General features: G+C 60.3%; 25 protein-coding genes. 14 read left to right on the top strand and 11 right to left on the bottom strand.

Annotated features, from left to right (window positions below):
* The first annotated feature begins 21 nt into the window (after positions 1–21).
* The 13 genes from JIN81_RS08425 to JIN81_RS08365 all read left to right on the top strand — a co-directional run bounded on the left by JIN81_RS08425 (position 22) and on the right by JIN81_RS08365 (position 10,106).
* Positions 22–600 (top strand): hypothetical protein, encoded by a 579-nt coding sequence (locus tag JIN81_RS08425; protein ID WP_200278489.1) that lies wholly within the window; start codon positions 22–24, stop codon positions 598–600.
* The gene (locus JIN81_RS08420; RefSeq protein WP_200278488.1) at positions 597–2,306 is read left to right on the top strand and encodes a GspE/PulE family protein; all 1,710 of its coding nucleotides are present in this window, start codon (positions 597–599) and stop codon (positions 2,304–2,306) included. The genes JIN81_RS08425 and JIN81_RS08420 overlap by 4 nt, the downstream gene beginning before the upstream one ends.
* The gene (locus JIN81_RS08415) at positions 2,299–3,459 is read left to right on the top strand and encodes a type II secretion system F family protein (RefSeq protein WP_200278487.1); all 1,161 of its coding nucleotides are present in this window, start codon (positions 2,299–2,301) and stop codon (positions 3,457–3,459) included. The genes JIN81_RS08420 and JIN81_RS08415 overlap by 8 nt, the downstream gene beginning before the upstream one ends.
* Positions 3,460–3,489: 30 nt before the next feature.
* Positions 3,490–3,903: a hypothetical protein gene (locus tag JIN81_RS08410; protein WP_200278486.1), complete on the top strand. Its 414-nt coding sequence runs from the start codon at positions 3,490–3,492 to the stop codon at positions 3,901–3,903.
* Positions 3,904–4,018: 115 nt separating this feature from the next.
* The gene (locus tag JIN81_RS08405) at positions 4,019–4,375 is read left to right on the top strand and encodes a hypothetical protein (RefSeq protein ID WP_200278485.1); all 357 of its coding nucleotides are present in this window, start codon (positions 4,019–4,021) and stop codon (positions 4,373–4,375) included.
* Positions 4,372–4,857, top strand: a complete 486-nt coding sequence (locus JIN81_RS08400; RefSeq protein ID WP_200278484.1) for a hypothetical protein — start codon at positions 4,372–4,374, stop codon at positions 4,855–4,857. The genes JIN81_RS08405 and JIN81_RS08400 overlap by 4 nt, the downstream gene beginning before the upstream one ends.
* A 7-nt stretch (positions 4,858–4,864) precedes the next feature.
* The gene (locus tag JIN81_RS08395) at positions 4,865–5,626 is read left to right on the top strand and encodes a hypothetical protein (RefSeq protein ID WP_200278483.1); all 762 of its coding nucleotides are present in this window, start codon (positions 4,865–4,867) and stop codon (positions 5,624–5,626) included.
* The gene (locus tag JIN81_RS08390; protein ID WP_200278482.1) at positions 5,623–6,309 is read left to right on the top strand and encodes a hypothetical protein; all 687 of its coding nucleotides are present in this window, start codon (positions 5,623–5,625) and stop codon (positions 6,307–6,309) included. Before JIN81_RS08395 ends, JIN81_RS08390 begins: the two co-directional genes overlap by 4 nt.
* The gene (locus tag JIN81_RS08385) at positions 6,306–6,806 is read left to right on the top strand and encodes a hypothetical protein (RefSeq protein WP_200278481.1); all 501 of its coding nucleotides are present in this window, start codon (positions 6,306–6,308) and stop codon (positions 6,804–6,806) included. The genes JIN81_RS08390 and JIN81_RS08385 overlap by 4 nt, the downstream gene beginning before the upstream one ends.
* 176 nt (positions 6,807–6,982) lie before the next feature.
* On the top strand, positions 6,983–7,345 hold the full coding sequence (locus JIN81_RS08380) for an MmcQ/YjbR family DNA-binding protein (protein WP_200278480.1): 363 nt from the start codon (positions 6,983–6,985) through the stop codon (positions 7,343–7,345).
* 188 nt (positions 7,346–7,533) lie between these two features.
* Positions 7,534–8,670: a histidine decarboxylase gene (locus tag JIN81_RS08375; RefSeq protein WP_234044598.1), complete on the top strand. Its 1,137-nt coding sequence runs from the start codon at positions 7,534–7,536 to the stop codon at positions 8,668–8,670.
* 16 nt (positions 8,671–8,686) lie between these two features.
* Positions 8,687–9,082, top strand: a complete 396-nt coding sequence (locus JIN81_RS08370; RefSeq protein WP_234044597.1) for an ACT domain-containing protein — start codon at positions 8,687–8,689, stop codon at positions 9,080–9,082.
* Between the two features lie 13 nt (positions 9,083–9,095).
* The gene (locus tag JIN81_RS08365; RefSeq protein ID WP_200278477.1) at positions 9,096–10,106 is read left to right on the top strand and encodes a hypothetical protein; all 1,011 of its coding nucleotides are present in this window, start codon (positions 9,096–9,098) and stop codon (positions 10,104–10,106) included.
* 16 nt (positions 10,107–10,122) lie between these two features.
* On the opposite strand, the gene JIN81_RS08360 is transcribed toward JIN81_RS08365, so the two are convergent.
* The 11 genes from JIN81_RS08360 to JIN81_RS08310 all read right to left on the bottom strand — a co-directional run bounded on the left by JIN81_RS08360 (position 10,123) and on the right by JIN81_RS08310 (position 22,506).
* Positions 10,123–12,624 carry a tetratricopeptide repeat protein gene (locus JIN81_RS08360; RefSeq protein WP_200278476.1) on the bottom strand — a complete coding sequence of 834 codons (2,502 nt, stop codon included), beginning with the start codon at positions 12,622–12,624 and terminating at the stop codon, positions 10,123–10,125.
* The gene (locus JIN81_RS08355; RefSeq protein WP_200278475.1) at positions 12,624–14,684 is read right to left on the bottom strand and encodes a VWA domain-containing protein; all 2,061 of its coding nucleotides are present in this window, start codon (positions 14,682–14,684) and stop codon (positions 12,624–12,626) included. The genes JIN81_RS08360 and JIN81_RS08355 overlap by 1 nt, the downstream gene beginning before the upstream one ends.
* 2 nt (positions 14,685–14,686) lie before the next feature.
* Complete coding sequence (locus JIN81_RS08350) at positions 14,687–15,706, bottom strand: vWA domain-containing protein (RefSeq protein ID WP_200278474.1); 1,020 nt, start codon at positions 15,704–15,706, stop codon at positions 14,687–14,689.
* Positions 15,703–16,446 carry a hypothetical protein gene (locus JIN81_RS08345; protein ID WP_200278473.1) on the bottom strand — a complete coding sequence of 248 codons (744 nt, stop codon included), beginning with the start codon at positions 16,444–16,446 and terminating at the stop codon, positions 15,703–15,705. The genes JIN81_RS08350 and JIN81_RS08345 overlap by 4 nt, the downstream gene beginning before the upstream one ends.
* Positions 16,446–17,318, bottom strand: a complete 873-nt coding sequence (locus tag JIN81_RS08340; RefSeq protein WP_234044596.1) for a DUF58 domain-containing protein — start codon at positions 17,316–17,318, stop codon at positions 16,446–16,448. Before JIN81_RS08340 ends, JIN81_RS08345 begins: the two co-directional genes overlap by 1 nt.
* Positions 17,318–18,286 (bottom strand): AAA family ATPase, encoded by a 969-nt coding sequence (locus JIN81_RS08335; protein ID WP_200278471.1) that lies wholly within the window; start codon positions 18,284–18,286, stop codon positions 17,318–17,320. Before JIN81_RS08335 ends, JIN81_RS08340 begins: the two co-directional genes overlap by 1 nt.
* A gap of 134 nt (positions 18,287–18,420) precedes the next feature.
* Positions 18,421–19,278, bottom strand: a complete 858-nt coding sequence (locus JIN81_RS08330; RefSeq protein WP_200278470.1) for an endonuclease/exonuclease/phosphatase family protein — start codon at positions 19,276–19,278, stop codon at positions 18,421–18,423.
* A 125-nt stretch (positions 19,279–19,403) separates the two neighbouring features.
* On the bottom strand, positions 19,404–19,766 hold the full coding sequence (locus JIN81_RS08325) for a hypothetical protein (protein ID WP_200278469.1): 363 nt from the start codon (positions 19,764–19,766) through the stop codon (positions 19,404–19,406).
* Positions 19,767–19,875: 109 nt separating this feature from the next.
* Positions 19,876–20,637: an EI24 domain-containing protein gene (locus tag JIN81_RS08320; RefSeq protein WP_200278468.1), complete on the bottom strand. Its 762-nt coding sequence runs from the start codon at positions 20,635–20,637 to the stop codon at positions 19,876–19,878.
* On the bottom strand, positions 20,637–20,963 hold the full coding sequence (locus JIN81_RS08315; protein WP_200278467.1) for a zinc ribbon domain-containing protein YjdM: 327 nt from the start codon (positions 20,961–20,963) through the stop codon (positions 20,637–20,639). Before JIN81_RS08315 ends, JIN81_RS08320 begins: the two co-directional genes overlap by 1 nt.
* A 58-nt stretch (positions 20,964–21,021) precedes the next feature.
* The gene (locus tag JIN81_RS08310) at positions 21,022–22,506 is read right to left on the bottom strand and encodes a BaiN/RdsA family NAD(P)/FAD-dependent oxidoreductase (protein WP_234044595.1); all 1,485 of its coding nucleotides are present in this window, start codon (positions 22,504–22,506) and stop codon (positions 21,022–21,024) included.
* Between JIN81_RS08310 and JIN81_RS08305 the strand changes: the two genes are divergently transcribed.
* Positions 22,499–23,653 carry a DUF418 domain-containing protein gene (locus tag JIN81_RS08305; protein ID WP_200278466.1) on the top strand — a complete coding sequence of 385 codons (1,155 nt, stop codon included), beginning with the start codon at positions 22,499–22,501 and terminating at the stop codon, positions 23,651–23,653. The two genes, JIN81_RS08310 and JIN81_RS08305, sit on opposite strands and share 8 nt — an antisense overlap.
* Positions 23,654–23,657 lie beyond the last annotated feature (4 nt).

The following is a 23,657-nucleotide window of genomic DNA, read 5'->3' as shown; positions in this document are numbered from 1 at the left end:
AAGGCCCATCCCAAGAACTCCATGAGTAGCTCGATACCATTCGCGGCCGAAGCCAACGCCCCCAAGTCAGGGGACGAGATCGATGCATGCCTTCAGGAATGCCTTGAGAAAACCATCAAGGCATACACCGCATCAGGTCTGGCTACGACCGAGGAAATCGAGCGACTCAGGGTTCGCTTCAAGCAGAAGGTAGAGGCGGATCAACCTGCTGACCTCGTCGAAATCCTCGCCCGACTTCAGGGTACGGAAGAGGAGCGCATGGGGATTGAGGTCGCTCGCATTTCGCACGGCATCGCCAGCGTGATCACTCCTTCCCCCCCTCTGATTCCCTTCGCGGGCAAACTGATCGCCCCATCCGCCTTTTACGAAGCCTACACCCAGTTGCACGAACTCTCCAAGGCGCTGCTCTCACCGGTGATCTTCGCTGAAGACACGGACGCCATCGGCACGGGTGGGCTGAATCCCATCGCGTCGCTCATCATGTCGGACCGGATTCTCCAAGCGGTCAATCGCCGCTTCGCCATCCGACCCTTCGTCACCGCGGTTCGACTCGACTACGAGAGCTGGAACTTCCTTGGCCGCAAACACTACGGACTATGATCGACTTTGATGGCATGACCTTCAACGACATGATCAGCGGCCGCATCATGCAGGCGCTGGCAAGTCACGATCCACAATACGGTGAACTTCCCCACGATCAGGTCGGAAACCGGGTAACCCGCAACTGCTTCATGGCGGCGGTCGCCCAAATCAACGGCCTTCCCTTCTTTCCGAAGGTCGCTGAGTTCTGTGATGCATCACTGCACACCTATTGCGACCCGACCGCCCTGACACGCGGCTTCTTCAGCCCGATTTGCACTTCCGGTGACAAACTCATTGTTGCCATCGCGAATCCTTGGAGCCCACTCGCCGACGAATACCTCGCTCCGCGTTTTCCCGACCTTGAGATCGTCAAAATCGTCACGCTGGCGTCCGAAATCAGCCGCGCCATCGAATCGGTCGCGTCGAACTCAGGCCCCAGCCGATCCGACCTCGAAGCCATCGACGTTGAGGACAACGACGTTGAGGACAACGAGGACGAGATCCGGGACTTCGACGTCACCACCGACTACTCCGAGCCGATGGCGCAGTTGGTCGCCACCATCATGGCGGACGCCGTCAAGACCCGGGCTTCGGACATCCACTTCAAGGTCGAGAAGGAAGTGTTCTACTACACCTTCCGGGTCGATGGCGACCTGCAGCAGAAGGTCGAGATCCCGATGAAGCTGAAGGACCGGCTCGACGCCTTCCTTCTCAACCTCATGAAGCTGCCGACCGAGATCCGGAATACCACACCGGGCATCTCCGGACGTTTCACGATCTCCTATTTCCACCGGCCGATCGATATCCGTTTCGAACGCCACCGGACCTACCGCGGCTACCACGTCACCATGCGTCTCCTCGACAAGGGGCACATCAACGTGACGCTTGGCAAGGGCACCCTCGCCTTCGACGAAGAGACCCTATTCGAACTCTACAAGGTCATGAAGGTTCCCGCGGGGATCATCGTGATGAGTGGTCCCACCGGTTCGGGCAAGTCGACGACCCTGAACGCCATTCTTCGTGAACTCAATCGCCCGGAGGTCAACATCCTCACCCTCGAGAACCCGGTGGAGGATGAGGTGGCCGGAATCACCCACTGCGACTTGAAGAGCGCGGCTGAGTTCAAGCCGATGATCAGCTCGTTCATGCGGAGTGACCCCGATATCATCCTCATGGGTGAGGTGCGGGACATCGAATCCGCCGAACTCGCCATTGAAGCGGCGGTTACCGGTCACAAGGTCCTCACCACGATCCACACCCCGCGGGCTTCCCAGATCATCGAACGTTTCGAGCAGTTGGGAATCGAACGCTGGAAGATCGCTCAAACACTCAAGGCGGCGTGCGCCCAGCGTTTGATCAAAGTGCTCTGCCCCTACTGCAAGGAGCAGCAGAGCGGTGTCAGCGAGAAAGACCGCCGCGTCTTCTGCCTCGACGAAAGTTGGTCGACCATCCCCGTTTTCACTGCCGCCCAGGAAGGGTGCGCGGAGTGCCGGAACACCGGCTACAGCGGACGTACGGCGATTCTCGAGATCATCCCGATCACACCCAAGGTTTCCGACCAGTTGTCGAAGGGCGAAATCTCACCTTATGAGCTGGAAGTGAAGATCCAGGAAGAAGGAGTCCTGCCCAATCTCCGGAAGAGCGGCCTCCGCCTGCTCAAGGAAGGAAAGACCGACCTCGCCGCGGTCTCCAAGGTAATCGACATGACCTACTCAGATGACTAGCGCCACTGCCACCGCCAAACCAAGCTCCCCTGCTGCCAAGTCCCTCGCCCAAAAAGGGAAAGGAAAGGATGCGCCCAAGCAGTTCACCCTCTTTGGAGTTGGGAAGACCAAGCAGTTCAAGAAGAAGGAACTGATTGGAGTTTTCCGTGGTCTTGGCTCAATGCTCCGCGCTCAGATCAACACCGCCGACGCACTCAAGTACTACAGCCAAGGACTCCCGAACAAGGTGATGGTCGATACCCTGACCCAGATTCGGGAAGATATCGCTTCGGGTATCAATGTCCACGAGGCATTCCGTAGAACCGGACGGTTCAACGACATGGTCATCGGCCTGATCCAGGCGGGCTCCGATGCAGGACAGTTGCACCAGGCATTCGGCGCGCTTGCCGGCAGATTCACCAGCGAGCTCTACTTCACGAAAGCAATGCGCAAGGCCACCATGATGCCTGCGGTCGTCATCTCGGTCCTGACCGGCGCATTCATTGTCTCCCAAGTCAAGATCGTGCCCCAGGTGGAAGACATGCTCGGATCGGTCAATCAGGAACCGGACGGACTCACCGCCATTTCTTTCGCAGTCTCCCACACGACCCAGAAGATCTGGCCTGTTGTTGTGGCCATCATCCTCGGATTGATTGTCGTGATCTGGCAGTCCTCGAAGATCCGCAACATGATCCTTGGCCTCGCCATGTCGAAATGGCGGCTCCTGCGCCTCCTGATCATGAGCCTCCGGCAAATGACCTTCCTCTCCACCATCAAACTCCTCCACTCGAACGGAATCAACCTGGCAAAATCGATCCGGGTTTCGGCCAATAGCGTGAAAGGCACGCCGTTCTACAAGGAACTCCGCGATGCGGCGGACAAGTACGAGAACTCCGGTGTCCCGCTCTCGACCGCATTCTCGAAATACACCTCGGTCGACACCCAGGTGGTCCACATGATGTCGATCGGTGAAAAGTCGGCCTCCTTGGACAGCCAGTTGGAAATGCTCACCACCATGTATGAGGAGGACGCGGAGACCCACATGGCCACCTTTACGGCCACCGTCAATTTCTTGGTGCTGCTGATCGCTGTCGGTCTGATTGCCGCCGTCTTCATCGGCACATTCCTTCCAATCTTCCTCATGGGTCCGAAGATGATGAACGCCGGAGTCTGACCCACTCCCCCTCCAAACCAAACCGCCGTCATGCAACTCACACGCTTCGATCGTTGGCTGCGCGAGAAGTTCGTGCATGAAACCCACATCTACTCCCTTCGCCCGCCGGAGTTCATTCCGACCGGCATTCAGGCGGAAGACCTGCCCGAAAAACCCGGCACCCGATTCCGCCACCGCTATGTGGCGCGGGACACCAAATCGGCCATGGCGGTCATCGACAGTCTCAAGGAACATAACCAGATGTTCACGACCCGAGTCGTCGACCGCAAAGCTTGGTATGTCCGCTATCTGGCGCCGGAAGGCAAATCCGTGACCTGGTGGTGCGCTTGGTTGGTTCTCTTCATCATTGGGGCATTCACGGTTGGCACAGCACTCCGATCACTGTGGCTGAACCCCACATTTCGCGAGAACTTCGACGATGCAATTCGGGTTCTTCAAGGCTAATTCCTTAAGATTTCCTGCTTTTAAGGTTCTATAAATCAAACTAGTATTCCACCTGTCCATGAATTTGCCCCGCCAAAGTTCCCAATGCCGTCCCCCAGGCTTCACGCTTGTTGAGATGTCCTTGGTGATCTTCCTGCTCGTCGCGTTGATGACCACGGGGCTCTACTTCTCGACCGCCGTCGGCGACTGGAAACTCGGGCGATCCGCATCCGAAACACTCCGTTCGGTCTATGTCGCCCAACGCACCTATCTGGCCGACCATCCGACTACTCCGGTCACTTCCCTGACGGAATCCGATCTCCGCCCCTATCTCCCCAACAACGCTTCGACCTTCCCCAAAGTGGCCGGTCTCGACGGCGTCGAACGGTCGATCAACGTCAAAGTCTCCCCCCCAGTCATTCTCAATGGTAGCAACGGGATCTATGATCCTTCCGGCAACCCGAACGATTCACTCTGGGACGTGGGCGAATGAAGGCACTCTTGGTCACAGTTCTGATCGGCAGCCTTGTATCACTCGATGCATTGGCGGCCGAGTTCCGCCACATCGGGGATTTCATCATCCGCTCCAGAGTGAAGGTGTCCGCGGGACAAACCATCCCGACGACGATCAAGCCCCTGCGCCTGAGTGCGTTCACAGACGGCATCAGCGTCCGAATCTCTACGGAAGGCGTCGTAGATCAGGCCAGCGAATATCAGATCTACCGGTCCGACGGCATCGGCCGCCAGAGGAGCTCCGGAGGGGCGCTTGAAGTGGTACCCGGCGTTCAGGCCACATCAAAAAAGGGAGGCGTGTTCCGCCAACTCCGTCTGACTGCTGACACTCTGACCATCACCACCTTTCCCGGGGTTTCCAATCAAACCATCATCACCTACGCGGTGGTTGCCCCTCCACCCAAGGCAGTCCCGGCGCCGAAGCCAACAGAACCGGATCCAACGGCCAAACTGGCACCCTGAACCACTCATGCGTCCTCTGCCTACCAATCCCGAACCTCTGCAGACTTCCCGCCCCGAAGGGAAGCGGATCGGTTCGGCCCGCACACTCGAACTCGGACCGACCGCACCCGCGACCAATCAGCGCAGAAACTCCTGCGCCAGTCAGAAAGCCTATCCCTGGCTACTTCTCACCAGCACGGCCATGGCTGCCGTCTTCTGTGGACTCTACATCACGAAGCCGGTCATTCAGGCCGCTCCGCTTCCTCCGATTGGATTCGCCGTGGAGCCCCAACAACCGGCAGCCAAAGAAGCGGACGCCCCCGAGAAGATCGCCGCAGTACCGGCGGACACGTTGCCAGGTGATTCCATCAATCGCCCCGCCGCCGTCGAACCTCAGGCCCTAACCACCTCAAGCGTCTCAGGATTCGAGGAAACCAACCTGCGTATCCAACACGTTCTGGGTGCCACGGGACCGGCGGGAGAAGATCTCGGAAGAATCACGCTTGAAGTCCCCGTGCTCTACCAAAGTGGAGGTATCCGCTGGACCCGTGAAGACGTCTCCAAGGCGCGCTCACTGCTTGCCCGGATCGATGAATACCAACTCAAGTCACGGGAGCTTCGCGACGAAGCCGTCCACCTGATCTCCGAGTGGGACGCCCTCATCATCAAGTCCATTCCTGAGTCCACCCTGCGTGCGGATAGCCCGACCCTCCCCGAGAATCAGGGAGTCGGAACCGCCACCAACGCCCCGCTCAAGTCCACCGAAGCCATCGAGATCGACGCCCGATGAAATCGCTTTTCCCATACATCATCCTCGCCGGCGCACTGAGCGCTCAAGACATCGCTCCCAAGGATGCCGAGCGTGATCCGGTACTCAGCGCCCTCCTCGAGGACAGCGAGTTCATCGAGGTCGAGGACGTCCAGCTGGACACCGCGGAAGCGGAACCGGTTCTGGTGACCGGTCAGGCACCCGAAGATGCCGAAGTGGTCGAAACGAATGCCACGGCAGAGACGGACCCGGAGGAATCCAAAGGAGTTCGGGTGGAGGTCGAGGGAGGTTCCACCACCTCCACCTTCAAAGCAGAGCAGATCCGACTCGTTGCCCCATTCCCCGCCAAACCTCTGACTTCGCCACCATCCGGCTGGGAACTCGAACACCCCAAGGATGCCCCTCCGCTCTCCGAGAAGGTCCTCCTCGCCAACGGCAGTGAACTCGTTTTGTCCATCCGGCCCCATGTGCTCGTGCCCGCAGCGGATGGCTCAAGCATCTTTGCCCTCTCGGAACCTGGTTTCGACGCAGCGGAAGGCTACGCTCAGACCCAAACGATCGGAGCGGTCCTTGCTGACTCGATTCACCAACTCGACGAACAGAGCCGCCGACTCGGTTCTGCATCCCGTCGCCTTTCCGAGCTTCTCGATTCGCTTCCCCACCACGTCCCAACCGATTCAGCGTCCACCACACCCGACCCATGAAACCTGCCATCGTACCGATCGTCTGTGGGGCTGCCCTTGCCATCATGGCGGGCGCCGCAACCACTCATTTTGCTTCTGTCCAGCAGATCATCCAGCTGGCTGGAAACCCGACTCCTGCATCCATCGCCCCTCTTGCCCAGCCAGGCGATACGGAGGCGATGATCGCCCGACTGCAGCAGGAGAACCAATCACTTCAGGGAACCCTGGCAAACTCCCGGGCGATCCTCTCGGCAAGCACACAAGGTCAGCATGCTCCTCAAGCCGCACCGACGACCAAGACCGAACAGCTTCTCGCCGAACTCGTGTCGATGAACCGCGAGCTTCGCAATCAGGTGGCTGAGACCAACCGCGATTTGATGGAGCTCCAGTTCCGTGTCGACACCCATTCGGAGCAGTTCCGACCACTCAATGTGACCGAGCAGTCCTACAGTGACCCACTCGGACCACCCGAGTATGACACGTCCATTGGAGTGCTTCCTCCGATGGACATGCAATAGGCAGATCCAAACACGGGCTCCGACAATTTCAGCTTCATTGGCAGCCTGACCAGGCACGCTGGCGCCCGCGATCCACCGGGATTGTCCCTTGAAAGGAACGACCGACTCACGTGGATCCAGAGCGCGTGGGACAAGGTTCTTCCAATCCCGGACGGGATGCAGGAAGGTCCTCGGCCATGAACGACATCGAGGCCATCCACAAGACCCTCCTCGGCTTCCCGGAGACCACGGAAGAAACACCGTTCGGCCCCGAAGTGCTCGTCTACAAGGTCGCAGGGAAAATGTTCGCGACCATGAGCCCTGATGAATTCCCCGTCCGCATGAACCTGAAATGTGATCCAGAGAGAGCGGTGGAGCTCCGCGATGAGCATCCGGCCATTCTCCCGGGCTATCACATGAACAAGAAGCACTGGAACACCCTCGTCCTTGATGGAACACTGCCCGATACCCTGGTGAGCGAGCTCATTGGACACTCCTTCGATTGCGTCTTCCGGGAACTCCCCGCCCGCACCAGAAACAGGCTCAAACCGGACGAATGATTGACGAATCGATCCAATCAATCCTCTCCTGGAAACCGCCCCCACTTTATGAGTTGCCATGCCATGGGACACCGCGCAAAAGCGCGACCCATGAACTCATCCGATTCGCACCTGCGACCCTTGTTTGAACCAGCACCCCCAACCGGGCGATGATGACGAATACTCGGGCGGACAAGGCTTGCCGCAGTATGCCTTCCATGCTCAGCGAGGGCATCGACTTCGCGCGTCTTGATCAGGCCCAATCCCGGTTCACCGAAGCCTCGAAGTCGTTCCTCGGATACCCCACCAACCTCAAGTTTGACTATTCCGACCTCGCTCCGTTCCTCGCATTCGCACTCAACAACGTCGGCGACCCCTTTCAAAGCAGCCACACCCAACTGAACACGCTCGATTTCGAACGTGAAGTCATCGACGCCTTCGCTTGGATGACCGGAGCCGATGAAGACGACTACTGGGGTTACGTGACGTCCGGAGGCACGGAAGGCAACATGTATGGTCTCTACCTTGCCCGGGAACTCCACCCCGAGGGAATGGTATATTTCTCCGAGCACACCCACTACAGCGTCCCGAAGATCCTCCGCCTGCAACATACGCCGAGCATCATGCTCAAGGCGCAGAACAATGGTGAGATGGACTACGACGACCTGCGGGAATCCCTCAAGATCAACCGGCACCGGCCACCGATCATCTTCGCGAATATCGGCACCACCATGACCGGGGCGATCGACAACCTCGACCGCATTCAGGACATCCTCAAGGATCTCGCCATCCCACGAAGCTACATCCACGCCGACGCGGCACTTCATGGCATGGGTCTCGCCTTCATGGAGAATCCTCCACCGTGGAACTTCAAGGCAGGCATCGACAGTATTTCAGTCAGCGGCCACAAGTGGCTTGGCTGCCCGCTTCCATGCGGAATGGCGATGGCACGGCGCCAACATGTCGACCGCATTGCAAGGGCCGTCGAATACGTCGGAGTGAACGACACCACCATCACGGGCTCGCGAAATGCCCATGCCCCACTGATGTTGTGGTATGCCCTGCGCAAACTGGGTGAGCCCGGCCTCCGGGCCACGGTCACCGCAAGCCTGCGGATATCCGACTACGCCATCGCCGCATTCAAAGCCCGGGGAGTCTCGGCATGGCGCAATGAGAACTCCCCCATTGTCGTGTTTCCCCGCCCCTCCCACGACCTCATCAAGCGATGGTCGCTGGCTCCGGACCGCGAAATCGCCCACATTGTCTGCCTCGCCCACGTCGAAGAACAAACCATCGATCGGTTTGTAACCGACTACTGTGCTGACATGAATCGCAACCATTCCTGATCCCATGAAAAAAATCATGCTCCCCCTCGCCAACCAGCCCGGACAGTTGGCCGTTCTCACCAGACTGTTAGGCGATGGCGGTGTCGACATTCGTTCACTCGATGCCGATCAGGCGGAAGGCCAGGACTTCGGGATCATCCGGATCGTGGTCGATCGCTATGACGAAGCACTGCAACTTCTCCGTGACGCAGGCTACGCTCCGGTCACCGAGGATGCGTTGCTGATCCGCGCCCCGGATGAACCCGGATCGCTCGCCCGCGTCGCCGCCCGGTTCTCGGATGCAGGCATCAACGTGAAGAGCCTGCATATCCTCCACCGACAAGAGGGTGAGTCCCTTGTCAGCCTCGTGACGGATGACAACGAACTAGCCCGCGATACCGTGGCAGACCTGCTTGTCGATCAGCACCCCTGATTCATCGAACGCCATGGGATGCCTCCACACCTCCATCCGCGGCCCGGTCCTGACCGTGGTCGGACTCCTCGCCTGCCCCTTGTGGTCGGAAGACACCTCTCCTCAAACCCGGCCTGACCGGGAAACTCGTGGAGCAAGTGCCTTCCACCTCCAGATCATCCACCAAGAACCACTCGACGGCGAGTTGATGGATTTCCTCCCAAAGCTATCCAAGGAAATCACGACCCGCCCACCGTCTGCGAACCTGACCATCGAAATGGTCGATCTCAGCAGTTCGGATTCCCAAGACCCATCGGCCATCCCGCACATCGGCCAGGTCCGATTCTGGCCTGCGGCGATGCTTCACCCGCCCGCCAGCTGGGACGGAGCCACACCTTGGGTCTTTGGAGCAAGCAAGGGCACGGTCGAGCGGATCATGCACTCCCCCGTCCGCCAGAGGATTTCCGATGAACTGATGAGAGGAGCCCCGGCCGTATGGTGTCTTGTCGAATCCGGAGACAACACGGCGGACGCACAGGCGCTCGAATTGCTGCAGGCCTCCATGGACAAGGTCAACGCTGCACGCACAGAGGCAGGCGAGTCATCAGAATTCCTGATCGAGCGCGTGCGACGTGACGACCCAGCGGAGACGACATTCCTCAAGATCCTGATGGGGCCTGACCGACGCCCCATTACGGGCCCCCTTTTCGTACCTGTCTTCGGCCACGGCCGGACGACCGGGCCGCTGCCCGCTTCTGTCACGACCCACGAACGACTTCGCACTGCCTGCGATGCCTTGGTCGACTCCACCCAGGAAACGAAAGCCTACGACTTGCTCTTCGCCACGAACTGGGATGCACCAGAAGAGAAAAAACCCGATAGCTCATCATCACTTTCCGAGGAGGCACCAAGCCAAACGGAAACTCCATCACCTCCCCAAGCCGCCGGTCCGTCCGTTTCACGGGGCTGGATTGCCGCGCTGGTCGGTGGTGGCATCCTGCTGCTCGGCGTCCTGTCGATCGCCAGCCTGAAATTCAGATCCTGAAGACCGGCACCGGCTGTTAGCGGGGCAGGAGTTCCACCGATGCGCGCGGAACCCACGCATGACTCCCGTCGGGAAGAATCGCTTCGACCCAATCACCACGCCGTCCGCCACGCCGGAACTCCAAACCTTGATGAAGGGCGGTTTCGTAGGCTGGTTGATATCCATACCCTGGACCCTTCCTTCCCTGAACCTCCTCGACCACGATCACTCCATCCTCCTGATCGAGAATGACCATTGTTAGAAGAGAGCTGCCGAAAACACCAAGGAGTGACCACAAGATCACTCCGGCAACCTTGATGCCTTTCCAGCGAAAGCGAAGTCGCACCAGCAGAAGTAGCCACAGGCACACCCACAGCAGCGCCACGGTGGCAAGCTGCCATCTCAGGGGCCAGGACAGCGGCCAGCGCAACCATCCCGGCGCCGGCGCCGGCGGGACCACGTCCACACACAGCGCCCTCGCAGCCGCCAGGCTCTCCTGCAGTTCCTCGTCGAAGGGTCGATGAATCCCGGCCCTCCGGTAGGCGGCAATCGCACGTCCGACCTCCCCCGCCTTGAACCACGCGTTTCCCGCGTTGGTCCATGCCAATCCCTCAAGCCGATGGCCATTCGCACATTGCTCAAAGGCCAGCGCCGCCTGGACAAAAACAGGCCGGGCATCGCCGTCCACCGGCATCTCAATCGCCTGACCAAACAACTTTTCCGCATCATCCCAATCCCCACCATGAACCTGACCAAGGCCGCCTACCGCGAGAAAAAAGAGGAGCCCGACGAGCAACTGACGCTGCACCCGTGAAGCCAGGGAAACCCAATCCCGTTCACGCATCGGAGCATCATCCGAACCGCCGTAGCGCTTCAGGTCCGCTTCTTCAAAGGCCGACGAAACATCAGCCACCAAATCTTCATCCGCGCCTCCGCCTCGCAGCACCCCGACCACTTCGTCTCCCGTCATCGCCTCGCCATCCCGGTCGAGAAGTTCGGCGACATACTCACGGAACATATCCAGACCGGGCCGCTTCCGGAACTTCCGCAAGGCCGCAACCCGGCGGGCATGAGCCGGATCGAGCGATCGCCTTCTCCACTCGATGACCCGGGGGCGTAAAAGGAGGAAAAGCAGAGGCCCGAACAACACCCAAAGCCAGAAGCCACCGACCAGGATGGAAATCAACGTATCGAATAGCTCGTTCATCAATCCTGATCGCTTGTTCGCCCAGACCCCGCCGGATTCGGCGACCAGCACATTGGCCGCCCCCGGAATCGAACGCACATCAAAATGCGCCCCGTTCTCGCCGGAACGGATCGTCACTGGAATCGGATCGGTATTCAACAACCGATAGCGACCCGACTGCGGATCAAAGACCTGGAACTCCAGTGGAGGCACCGCCTTCACCGCTGTGGTGAGAGCCCGGAAGCGGGTCGTGAACTCGCGACCATCCACCTGCCATCTCGTGGCGGTATCAGGACTCACCCAGAAATGGTTTCGCAGACCGCGCTGACTTCCGAAGGAAGGGATCTCCAACAAAGCTCCGTCCACATCCGAGAACACCCGCACCCGAAGGCTCATCACCTGACCCACTTCGGCCGCCGTGGGCTGGACCTCAGTCTCGATACGCACCGGTTCAAACAAGCCACTGAAGCTTTCCAAGCGCCCTTCCTCAGGGAGCGGCAGCACCTTGATCTCGTGAGCCTCTGAGCGACAGTAGATGCGCTCGTAGCGCACATCGTCACCGGGAAGTTCAAACAGGCTGTTGTTGAAGTAAGAAGCGTAGTTGGTGAAATCCGACCACTTCTCGAGCACCCTCGCACATTCAAGTTTCGCCGGCTCCAAACTCAGGGTTCCGGACTCAGAAAAGCGCAGGTAGAGGGAAAACCGAATCACACCCACGGATCGCTCCGACCCACCCGACTCATCCCCGACAGGTGCTTTCCTGGCGATCACGCGTCGTCCACCGACCGGCAGGCCGATCTGCTCGTCATCCGGATAAGTTGGCCGGGGGACCACGACTTCAATCCGCGGATCATTGAAGAAGGATGGATGCAAGCGAAGCCCCCGCAGCGCCCCGAGCCGGAGGTCGCTCCGCCATTCGATGTCCACGCGCAGCGGTTGACCGACATAGATCTCGCGACACTCGGGATTCAGGCTGAGTGACATCTCGTCGGTTTCAACCGGTTCGGAGATGGCAATCTGCTTCTGGGGTGACTGCACCACTTCCTCACCCATCAGGAACGGGATCGAAGGGATGGTCAGCAAGCCGACCCGCCGTGGCACCCAGAGCATGTTCACCCGGTAGGCGCCCGAATCATCACCCGGGGAGTCCACCACCACATCCACCAGCTGGAAATCCCCACCCTCATCCGGCCACTCGACTTCGGGCTCCTCCTTGCCCGGGAGCTGGAACGAGGTCTCCACCGTTTCCCCCACAAACCAGCTCTTGCCGAGCACCTTCATGACCGGTTCGACAGGCTCCACGTCCGCAAAGGCGTGGCAGATCAGGAAAGCAACCATGCAGAGAACCCTCATCACCAATCTCTTTTCACCTCCCCGGCATTCGCCTTCGCCCGCTGCTGCTGACGAAACTGCTGATTTCCAATCTCCTCCTTCAGAATCTCCTCCGCACTCAAGTTCGGAAGAGGAAGCGGCTGGGTCGAGTTCCCCGCACTGAAGTCCCCGTCCATCGCCATCGAGCTTGGATCACCTTCGCCTTCGGCCGACTCATCCCAGTCTTCGTAGTCGCCCTCGTCCTCATACTCTCCATCCTCGGACTCATCCGAGCTGCTGTTGGCGAGCAGCGAAAGCACTTCCTCGATCAGTTCAATGCACCTTCGTTGCAAAGGTTGGGTCGCCGGCCAGGCTTCCCATGCCCGGAGCCCGTCCTCGACGGTCAGCTGAGCGTTCACCGCCTGCGACATGAGCTTCACCGGTTGTACGAGCACCCCGGGAGCTCCGGGAACCGCCAGCTGGATTTCCAGTTCCTTGAGCTCATTGGAGATCGATTCCGCCTCGATGCGCAAATTTTTCTGCCGCAAGCTGGCCTGGCGCGCACGGTCCACTGCATCAGCGGGCACCGGTGCCGCGGCCGCATTTCCCCTCCCCCTCGCCGGGGGCCCTTGGGCCCGTGTATCGGCCAGCAAGTTCTGCTGCCCTTCCAGCAGCTTCTCAAGTCGTTCGATCAATGCTGCCAGCGCCTCCTGGATCTCTTGATCCTGTCGTTCCTCCTCGGCGACCTCGGCTTCGATCCCCGCCACCAGCACCGCGGCCTCATCCAAGCGCATGGCCGCCCGCTGCAGCCCCGGGTCCAACCGAATGGCATCAAGGAAATCTCCCTGCACCTGCCGCGCCATCTCCAACCGCTGCCGCGCTGGCAAGCCGGCGTCCTTCTCAAGCTGCAGCGTCAGCGCCAAGGCCCGGTTGAATGCAAGCACGCCAAGCTGTCTCGGAGTCAGTCCATCCTGAGCCGCCAGTTCTCCGAGGATCGGAACCGCCTCGCCCGGTCGCCCGAGATCCATGAGCCGGACCGCTTCGGAAAACTCTCCTGGAACGGCTTCATCCCCTCGGACCTGCGGAGTGGAAAGCAGAAGTGCGGCCATGCCTCCGACCAACGCACCCCGGCCCCGCCATTCAGGCAGGAGCAGCAGGATCAATCCGATCGGCATGAGCCAGTAGGCGCCCTCTCGGTAAACCACGAAATCATCATCTCCGATCCGACCTTCGGTCGGTTTCCCTTCACTGAAACCACGATACACATCACCCAGATGAAACGGCGAAGTGCCGGCCCCGAAATACTGCCCACCTCGTACCAACCCGCACAATTGACGAAGCGACTCATCCTCCAGCTTCGTCCTCACCACCTCACCCTCATGTTCGAGATAAGCGGCTTTTCCCTCATCATCCAGCACAGGAATCCTGGCTGCCACGTCCGCGTCGCCCAGACCCACGACCAGCAGCTCGACCCCATGCTGGTTCAGCAGCTCAGCGACCTTGTCCATTCCCGGTCCATGGTCACCTCCGTCGGTCAGCACGATCATGTCCTGAAAACCCCGGCGTTCATCACTGAACACCTGATCGACCACCTTCTCCACCGCAGACTGGAGAAAGCTTCCACCGAAGTCGACCGACCTCGGTTGAGCCTGATCAACCATGAAGCGAACGAACTTCGAGTCCCTCGTCAGAGGACAAGCGATGTTCGAGCTGCCGGCGTATACCACCAACCCCGCTCGCTCGGAGTCGAGCGAGGCAAGGCAATCGCGGATGCCCTGCTTGGCGCTCTCAAGGCGGGATGGATGCACATCCTCCGCCAACATGCTCCGCGACACATCCAGCACGAACACGACGTCACGCCCGGCGGTCGAGACCGACTGACGAACCGGAGCGTAACCGGGCCTTGCCAGTGCCAGCACCAGGCAAACCATGGCCAGCCCGCGCAAGCGTGCGGAGATCGCCGAACCAGCGACCGGACCCGCCCCCAGAGCAGAGCGAACCGCCTCCTTCTCGACGGAAGAGCGTCGCTCAAGCAAATACAGCGGAACCAACCCCACCAGAAGGAGGAGCATCCATGGCCACTGGAAAACGAAGTACGACATGTTCAGGGGACGATTCTCAGCCAGGTGGTCTCCACCACGATCAAGACGACGAACGAAGCCAGCGCCACGGAAAGAGGAAGCCAGAACCACTCGGCCACGATCTGATGGGTTCGTGTTTCAATGCGGGTGGTTTCAAGCTCGTCGATCTCCTCATAAACCGACAACAGGGACTCATAGTCGCCGGCCTGGCGGAACAAACCACCCGTTTCCTCGCTGATCCGCTCAAGCACCTGCTCCGCGGCCGTGAGTTCAGGGGCCATCCCACCTTCGGTCGCCTCGTCCTGACCGAGACTGATCACATAGACCCGACATCCCCACTCCTTGGCCAAAGCCGCGGACTCCAATGGAAGATGATGGCCCGAATTGTTCTCACCGTCGGTGAGCAGCACGATAACGCGGCTCTTGAGTTCGCCACCGAGCGACGTGGAATCATCGGCTTCCAGTTCATCCAGGCGTTTCAGTCGGGCCGCTGCCAGAGCCAGGGCATCCCCGTATGCCGTGCCATCCTCATTCGGGCGGTCCTGGATCTCGAGGTCGCGGATGATTTGCACCAGTGCCGAGTGCCCGGATGTCAGCGGACTTCGGGTATCCGGGTAGCGGGCGAAGGTGATCAATCCAATCAAGTCGTGGGGCCGCCCACCGAGCCGATCACCGTCTCCGGCCACGAAGCGTTCCACGATCTCCTTGGCGACCTCCATGCGGGTCATCCGCTCACCATCAGGCCGATCGACCCGGAAATCCATGCTACTGGAAATGTCGACCAACAACTCGATGGCGATCCCCTCCGTCGACTCGAAACTCCGGGTGCTCCCTGCCTGGGGCCGGGCGATCGCCACCACCAACATGGAGAAGCCCACCAACTTGAGCACCGTGAGAAGCGGAAGAAATCGGGCTCGCCCCTCGCCCAGCCCGGGCCAGAGGTCGGTGGACGCCAAGGTGATCGACTGGTGGCTTCGTTTGCGCAGCAGCAGCCAGCCGATCACGGGGATCAACACCAGCACCCAAGGTTGGTTCAAGCTCATCGAGCCACCTCCTTGTCGAGTTGGCCGAGCAGGCTTTCCACATCCAGACTGCGGGCATACGCCGCCTTCTCCAATGCCTGCCGCAAAGACGGCGAACAGCTCTCCCCATGGCGTAGGAGATACCCCTGCAACTCACTCCGCGTCACCTCACCACGACGGACCTTGCTCACGAAATCCACCTCGGATGCTGCCGAAGCCACTTCATCCACTCCGCTCCCTTCCGGCCTTTTCTTCAGCCACCAGAAACCGACCGCAAGGACAAGACCTACTAGCCCGACAATGATTGCCCACCGAGGCACCGTGGACTCGGACTCCTCATCCGGCCAAGCCTCGGGCTCGTTGCTGGTGGCAGCGATCGGAAAGGGCAAAACCACCAAGGAAACATCCTGCAAAGCCACGGACCGGGAGTCTTTCCCGTCCTCGGTACGGACCGCCACCCCCTTGAGATCCACCTTCCCCGATCGCACGGCCTGCAACACCCACCGTTCCCCGCTCACATAAAGATCGTCTTCGTTCTTTCTGACCGGGATCTCCTCGCGAGCGACCAGTCTCAGCATCGCATGCCTCGGCACGCTCCACTCCACCTTCTCGGGAACATCGCCGGTCTGGGTCAACTCGAGCACCACCAGCCCCCCCGGCTTCGTCTCCTCCGTGTCGAAGGCGGCATCAAAGCGCGCCCCCAAGGACTCTGGACAGGCCAGAGTGAGAAGCACGGAAGCCAGCAGACCCAGCGCCTTCATCACCCGCCGGTTTCCTCCGCGACCCTCCTTTGCCGCGAATGGAAAAAGTCCAAGAGCGCCGAAACCGCATCCTCGCCGACCGCTGTCTCGAGCAGGTCCACGCCTCGGGCCATCAACTGTTCCTGTAGTATTTCCCTCCGCGGTGCCCCGGCACGGCCTGCATGCATCGCACGGAAATCGACCACCCGCTCCCGACCGTCCTCAGCATCCCTGATCCGGACCAGACCCCGCCGTGGCGGATCGATTTCATGAGGGTCGAGCACATTGACCGCCACCAGATCATGCTGCCATGCCAGCACCTGAAGGTCATCGAGGTAATCATCGGCCAGAAAGTCCGAAATCACGAACGCCACCGACGGTTTCCCCGCCAGCTGCCCGAGCGTACTCAGCGCCAATCCAAGGTTCGTCCCCTGCCCCTTGGCTTCCACCGTAAGCAGGGCTTCCATGATCCGCCGCGCATGAAGGCGCCCCTTCGCAGGCCGGATGATCTGCTCGATCCGGTCGCTGAAAAGCACCAGTCCCACCCGGTCGTGGTTTCCCACCGCCGACAGGGCGATCATCGATGCGAGTTCTGCAATCATCTCCCGCTTCGCCCCGCCCGCCGTGCTGATGACCGATGCCGAAATATCCACCAACAGGTGGAAGCACTGCTCACGCTCCTCGATGAAGCGCTTCACATGAGGCACCCCGGTCCGCGCAGTGACCTTCCAGTCCATGCTGCGAACGTCATCTCCGGGTTCATAAACCCGGACATCCTCAAACTCGATCCCCTTCCCCTTGAACACCGAGCGATAGGCACCGGCCAGGAAGTGTTCGACCGGACGCCGACACCGCCACTCCAACCGGTCCAACCGCTGATCGATATCATCCATCACTCAATGGGCACTTTGCCGAGAATCTGCTGGATCAATGCATCCGAGCCGAGGCCTTCCGCTTCTGCCCGATAGGAGATTGCCAGACGGTGACGGAGAATGTCCGGAGCCACCGACTTCACGTCCTGCGGCGTCACGTAGTCGCGCCGCCTCAGCATCGCCTCTCCCCGCGCCGCCAGCGAAAGGTAGATCGTCGCACGTGGCGACGCCCCGAAACGGACATAGCGGTCGATCTCCAGTCCGTAGTTCGACGGATTCCGCGTCGCATCGACCAATCGGAGAATGTAGCGCTCCACCGCTTCATCGATGTAGATCTCGTCCAGCAGGGCACGCATCTCCACCACCTCGTCGAGGTTCACCATCGGCTCGACGTCCAGCACCGGTTTGGAACGGGCCATCCGCCGCATGACTTCGTGTTCTTCATCCATCGTCGGGTAACCGACCTTCAGCTTGAACATGAACCGGTCGACCTGCGCTTCCGGCAATGCATAGGTGCCTTCCTGCTCGATCGGGTTCTGCGTCGCCAGAACGAGAAACGGATGAGGTAACGGAAAGGTCTCCTTCCCTAGTGTGACCTGCTTCTCCTGCATCGCCTCGAGCAGCGAACTCTGCACCTTCGCCGGTGCGCGGTTCACCTCGTCGGCGAGCACGATGTTGGCAAAAACCGGCCCCTTCTCCGGAGTAAACTCATGACTCTTCGGGTCGTACACCAGGGTTCCAGTCAGATCACTCGGCAGCAGGTCCGGGGTGAACTGAATCCTGCTGAAGCTCGCGTGAAGCACCTGAGCCAGAGTATTCACCGTCAAAGTCTTGGCCACTCCCGGCACCCCCTCGATCAGGACGTGTCCACCGCACAGCAAGGCCAACAACAGTCGATCGACCAATGACTCCTGGCCAACCACAACCTCGGCGAGCCGTTCACGGATTCCTTGCAGCTTCTGGCAGGTCTGGTCGATTCGTTCTTGCATGGCAATGGACTGGGTCAGGCCGCGGCCGACGCCGCATGGTAGGAGGAATGCCCCCACCGGTCAAAACCAGCAGTGGTCATCTTCACCCGGGCCCGACAGCGGAGCCAATCAACGGGATCCCATGATCGAATCTCTCACGAATTCCCGCCCCATCCGGGAAAATCCACGATGACGGGAGAGTGGTCCGATCCCATGGCAGGTCCGACCCGTCGATCCACCGGAACACCCAGGCCCCGGGAAAAGACATGGTCGATCGGGATCGCCAGCACTCCGGTGTGCCGCATCCAGGTGGCCTGATAGCCAAACCCCTCGCTGGTGTCCCGGAAACCTGCCTCGAACAGCGGTCGGAGCGCATGAGCCCAGCGGCTCGCATTCAGATCACCCACCAGAAGGACTGGATCCTCCGCCTCCACAGCCTGCTGAATGGCCGCTCGCAGACAGGCCCGGTTGAGAGCGGCAAGCCTCCGCCTCGTCGGCGGCATGGGGTGGGTGCCAACCACGGTCAAATGCCCGCCCGGAGTGAGCAAGCGCACCTTCACGATGGGTCCGTCCATTTGCAGTTGTCGGACTTCCTCGACGGGAAAGCGGGAGAGCAGGCAATACCCCCGATTGAGCAGCCCGCCCTCCTCCACCCGATGAGGGTAGCGCGAGTGCAGTTCACTCAACGACCGCAGCCAGCCATCATTGGTTTCGCACAGGTAGATCACATCGGCATCCACCTGACCCAGCCAGTCGATCACCGCAGCGTGGCCATCGTTCACCCCGAGCACGTTGTAAGTGACCACTCGAAGTTGTTGCTCCCCATCACCCGCGGGGCCTCCCCGATAAAGCGATCCGATTCTCCACGCGGGAGAAATCAGCAAAAACACGCAGACCAGCACACCTCGCCACGACTTCAGCAGGACAAACCCCGCTCCAAGGATCGCAGCAGCCACGGCATACTGGATCTGGTAGTGAACAAACAGTTCAGCCGCCCAATGAAAGCGGCCCAACCATCCGAGAACCAGACAGAGCGCAAGACCCAAGGCTGCGCACCCAAAGAGCCAGACCCATGCCGACCTCGCGGTCGACCGGGGCGCGGATTTCTCGTTCACCTCTCGTCAAGCCGTAGCCGCGCTCAGGGAGCGGGAGCTTCAAGCTCGGGTATTTCGATGGATTGAATCTCCATCGACTGTCGACGCATTTCATCGCCGACCGCAGCACTCGCCGAAGCGATCAGCACCCCGTAGAGAACTCCGACCAGGATTGCCAGGATCGTCCAGCCGACCATGAGCTTGGTGATGCCCCACTTCTTCGCGTGGATCCAGCCGATCACGAATCCACCCAGAGAGCAGAGAACGATGGAAAGGATTCCCATCAGTGGCTTCTCCTCCTTCTTGAAGGCAGTGACGACTTCGATAATCCAACAGACCAGAGCGCCAAGCCCGAGCAAGCCGGTTAGCGCCAGCAGGACCGGGCTGACGACGGCTTCAGGATTCATTGCGGGGTCGAAGGTGGGTTGCATATTGGTGTGGGGGTTGGATTGGATGCATCGACCTCCATCGGACGATGCTCACTACTGCTAGAGGAATCCCGGAACCGATACAAGCTCAAGCCGTCCGCTCCTTGTCGAGCTCCTCGAGAGCCTTGATCGTCCCTGCCACCGTCCCGAAGGTCGGAGCAAACATCCACCCGATGATGGGGATGAACATCAGAAGCATGTATCCCGCACCCAAACCGATCGACAAGGGGGTCCGGGCTTTCACGAATGCATCACTTTCCCTCAGGGTCAGCCCACGGTGCTCCAGCGGGAAATCCATCAGACCATACCCGAGGAATTTCGACTGGCTGACAAACATCCCCACCGCCGAAATCATGGACCCCACGACCGGGATGATGCCGCAGACCAGAAACAGCCCGTTGGCGATCAGCTCGCGGATGACATACAGCAGGTTGACCTTCGTGCTGCGCATCAGCGACTGACCGAAGGTCAACTCGGACTGGGCATACTCATCTCCCTTGACCGCCTTGACCGTCTCCTCGGCGATCTTGCCGAGAAATGGGGAGAGCACGATCAGAACAAGGTGCTTGTGAACAAAGATGAACCCAGCCAGCAGGATCAGGAATGTCAGCACCGCCATCGACACGGTGATCGTCTTGTCCAGCCAAGCGGTCTCAAGCTGGATCAAGCCATCCAACCAACCGGCAAGTCCATCCGCGGCCAGGTAGAAGCCGAAGAACAGGGTAACACTCATCAGCAGGCTGATGAATGCAGGAAGCATCTGATAGGGCCACAAACCGTGCCGGATCAACACACCGGGCACACGACGGTAGGCCGCCAACCCGGACACTGCTTCCGATACCGCCTTCATCAGGAAACCTTCTTCACGAAACAGGCTTTGAGCCCCACCGTCATGCCCTCCATCCTGCAGGTGATTTCGTGATCCCCATCGACCAGACGGATCGGCTTCGACTTGGTTCCCACCTTGAGGACCTGGGAACTCCCCTTGAGCTTCAGGTCCTTCACCATCGCGATCACATCACCATCCGCCAGCACGTTGCCGTGCGCATCCTTGACCACCCGCACCTCGTCCTTGGCCTCGGCTTCCCATTCGTGCCCGCAGGTCATGCATTCGTATTTGTCGGCATGCTCGAGGACATCGTCCATTTCACACAGGGGACATTTCAGTTCGCTCATTCCGGAAACCTGCACCCTGACACTTCCTCGTGGCAAGCCCCGCACCGCAAACCTGCTCTCATGGCCAGTTCGACGCCATGGCCTCACCGGCGATCCGGCTGGTCGTCCACGCTGCCTGGAAATTGAACCCACCGGTGACCCCGTCGATGTCGAGCACCTCACCCGCGAAGTAGAGGCCCGGCTCAATCCGGCTCTCCATCGTCTTGAAATTCACATCCCTCAGGTCCACCCCACCACAGGTCACGAACTCATCCTTGTTCATGCTCTTCCCGTGCACCTCGAAGCGGCCATCGACCAACTGCCGGGCCAACTCCCTCGCATGATCTTTGGTGAGATGAGGCCACGTTACCTCGGCGCTGCCCAGCACGCCCTCGACCAATCGTTTCCACAGGCGGGATGGCATCCCGAAGCACGCGTCATTGATGATCTTCCTGCGGGTCTCACCGCGCAGGCTCGAGAAATGCGACACCACTTCCTCGTAGCCCATTGAACCTGTCCAATTGACCTTCACCTCAAACCGGTAGTCCTGCTCAAGCAGCGTCCGCGCCCCCCACGCGGAGACCTTGAGAATCCCGGGACCGCTCAGCCCCCAATGCGTCACCAGCACCGGCCCTCTGGCACACAACTTGGTCCCCACAATCGACACCTCGGCATCCTTCACCGCCAGCCCCTGCAGGCCGTCGATGCGGGGATCCGCGATCTTGAAGGTGAAGAGCGAAGGTGCGGCCGTCTGCACCCGGTGGCCGAACTGCTCGGCCAAGTCCGCCCCGATCCGGTTTCTCGTCCCTCCCAGCGTGAGAAGCAACTGCTTCGATCGGATGACCTCATCGCTCGACGTCCGGATCACGAAGCTGCCATCGCCATCCTTCTCCACCGTCTTCACGCCGCATGAACGCCTGACCTCCACCCGGGCTTCCTCGGCGGCCCCGAGCAGGCAATCGATGATGCTCTGGGAACTGTCCGACTGCGGAAACATCCGCCCGTCCGACTCCGTTTTCAGCGGGACTCCCCTGCCCTCGAACCACTCCACCGTGTCGCTCGGACCCCAGCGGTGGAAGGGCCCGATCAATGGTTTCGATCCCCGCGGATAAAATTGGCTCAACTCCCGGGGATCAAAGCAGGCGTGGGTCACGTTGCAGCGACCCCCACCCGAAATCCTCACCTTTCCCAGCACCTCCCGGCTCTTCTCGAGGACCAACACCCGGGCTCCCGGGGACAGTTCGGCAAACGTGATGGCTCCGAAGAAGCCCGCTGCTCCGCCACCCGCCACCACGAGGTCGTAGCCCTTGGCCTGATTGTCCCTGTCCGGCATCGCACGGACCATGCGATGCCATCCCCCGACAATCCAGCCCTCATGATCGACCACTCGCCACCAATCCAGCCGCGGAAACAATTCGGCTTGTCGCGGCCCCATGCCGCCGCAAGCCTGCCGAATCCCCGACGACTCCCTAACACCCGCTGCCATCCCGGCGGTTTCCGCACCCCCTCCGATGCCGGGGCGGCAACCGACCAAGGCGTCGGCCCGCATCGCAAGCTTGGACATCCTGCGAGGCATGGCCGTGCTCGGCATCCTGCTCATGAACATCCAGTCGTTCGGGTTGGTGCAGGCAGCCTACGAGAATCCGTTTCATGCCGGCCCCCTGGACCCGGTCGACCACGCGGCGTGGTCACTCACCCACTACCTCGTGTCAGGACGGGCCATCAGCACCTTCGCCATGCTCTTCGGCGCCGGCATCATCCTGTCCACCCGCCGCGAGGACGAAGCCGGGCTTTCCAGTGCACCCAAGTTCTACAAGCGCTACGCCATCCTCGCTGGAATCGGACTGCTGCACGCCTACTTCCTCTGGTTCGGCGACATCCTGTTCAGCTACGCCATCACCGGGTTCATCGTTTACCTGATGCGACGGATCCGGGTATGGCTTCAAGTTGCCATCGGCCTCGTTTCCATCCTCGGCTCGATCCTGTTCAATACCTTCCTGTTCGAATTCCTCGGTCAGTTCCCGGATTCAGCCGATTACCTTGACGAGCTCTGGTATCCCGGACCCGAAGCCATCCAAGCGGAGATCGCAGCAGTCACCGGACCGTGGCAAGGGTGGTTCCTGCACAACGCCAAGACCGCGGCAGTCCTCCAGTTCTTTGCCTTGCCCTTCGGCCTCGCTCAGTTCTGCGGCGGCCTGATGCTCATCGGCATGGCCCTGCTTCGCACCGGATTCTTCGAGATGAAGTGGGCACCCATACACTACCTCACGGGCGCACTCACTGGAATCCTGACAGGCTTCCTGCTGACCCGATCCCCCGCCTCCATCGCAGCCATCAACGACGGACACCATTCCGCCTGGGCATACCTGTTAGGTGAATGCAGTGCTCCTCTCATGGCATTCGGCTTCATGTGCCTGGTGATTCGACTGCTCCAGAAGCAACACCCTCCACGATGGCTGGCATCCTTCGCGCCGGCGGGCCGCATGGCCCTGACCCTCTATCTTTCCCAATCGCTCATCGGCTACCTCCTTTTCACCGGGGCCGGGCTGGGGCTCTTCGAGAAGCTCGGTCATGCCGAACTCCTCGTCCTTGCCCTCGCCATCTTCGGGCTGCAAATGGCATTCGCCCATCTCTGGCTGAAGCGCTTCAAACTCGGCCCCCTCGAGTGGCTCTGGCGCCGCATGTCCTACGGCAAACTCCGAACCGCCTGAGCCC

Origin of the sequence: Haloferula rosea (genome assembly GCF_016595525.1) — a bacterium.
Taxonomy (GTDB): Bacteria; Verrucomicrobiota; Verrucomicrobiia; order Verrucomicrobiales; family Akkermansiaceae; genus Haloferula; species Haloferula rosea.
This window is presented reverse-complemented; position numbering and strand designations above follow the sequence as displayed.